This window comes from Pseudoalteromonas sp. Z1A6 (assembly GCF_011378745.1).
In the GTDB taxonomy this organism is placed as follows: Bacteria; Pseudomonadota; Gammaproteobacteria; order Enterobacterales; family Alteromonadaceae; genus Pseudoalteromonas; species Pseudoalteromonas arctica.
This window is the reverse complement of sequence record NZ_WTKW01000575.1, coordinates 1-1,466: the sequence shown is the minus strand read 5'-3', so window position 1 is coordinate 1,466 and position 1,466 is coordinate 1. Positions and strand designations below refer to the sequence as shown.

The window sequence follows — 1,466 nt, the reverse complement described above, 5'->3', positions numbered from 1 at the left end:
TAAGAATTTTAGTTAATAACGACTCATAGGTTGGATCTTAAGGAATAAAACTTGAAAACATGCTCTGAATTTGATCTGATAGTAATCGCCAAACCACTATCTATCCCAAAAGCAGAGCATGAATAAACATAATACTGAGTTAAACAAAATAACGAAAGTGCTTAACGATTTTAATATTAACGAAATAGGTAAAACAAGCCGTTTTTGTAGCCGTAAACGAATAATAAAACCTTTCGAATTAGTCATGTCGTTAATAACGGCTCTAGGCGATAAATCGGTAAACACCGTGACAGATTTACATCGCTATTTTGTGAAGTTGACGGAAACTGATGTTCAATATAAACCGTTTCACAATCAACTGAGTAAGCCTGAATTCAGCCTATTGATGAAATCACTGGTCGATGTGGCGTTAAATGAATGGCAGCAACAAATACTCGGTACAGACGCCACTCTTTCTGACTTTAAACGCATAGTAATGCAAGATGGAAGTTCGTTCGCAGTGCACGATAGTTTAAAAGATACCTTTAAAGGTCGCTTTACTAAAATAAGTCCTGCGGCAATAGAGGTTCATGTGAGTTGGGATGTGCTTCAAGGTTATCCCGAAGAAATCTCAGTGAGTCCTGATAGCCAAGCTGAATATGATTTTTTACCTGATGCTAAATCGTTAGTCGACACCTTGTTTTTAGCGGATAGAGGTTATTTTAAGTTATCGTATCTTGAATCAATTGATACAGCAGGAGGCTTTTATGTTGTCAGGGCTAAAACCACGGTTAATCCAACCGTAGTAGCTGCTTTTAATCGTCACGGTAACGCGTTAAAACGGTTTTCACAGAGAAGCAAAAGGACGTTAAAAAGCATATTCGTCGTAGTGTTATTGTCGATATGGATGTGGAAGGTAAAACGAATTATCGATTGATTGCGAGCTGGCCTAAAGGAAAAAGTGAGCCTACTTATTGGGCAACGAACTTAAATCGAGAAAAATTTAGCGCTGAAGCGGTAATAAAGCTCTACAGTCTCAGATGGCAAATAGAGTTACTGTTTAAAGAATGGAAGTCTTATTGCAACCTTCAGAAATTTAACACCAGAAAAGCGAGCATGATGGAAGGCTTGGTGTGGGCAAGTTTATTGACGTTGTTAGTAAAGAGGCGAATAGGCATGAGTGTTCAACAACTTGCCGGTATTGAGCTATCAACATTTATGGTAGCAAAAAACACCCAAGGTTGGTTTTATCAATTAATGGAGTCGATAACACAAGGCGTGATATCGACACTGAATAAAGCATGGCAAAAAACTATCAGTTTTTTGTCAAAATATGCACGAAGAGCGAACCCAAAAAGAGATAAAGAAAAAGGACGATTAAAATGCGGCCTGAATCCAATTCTCTCTTAATGTCTAACCTATGAGTTCATATTAATTAAAGCGCTTGAAGTTAATAAAACTTCAAGCGCGAATGTATGAAATGGTTT

General features: G+C 37.5%; 1 pseudogene. It reads left to right on the top strand.

Annotation, left to right across the window (positions count from 1 at the left end):
- Nucleotides 1-118 precede the first annotated feature (118 nt).
- Nucleotides 119-1,389, top strand: a pseudogene (locus tag GQR46_RS19595) (IS4 family transposase).
- Nucleotides 1,390-1,466 lie beyond the last annotated feature (77 nt).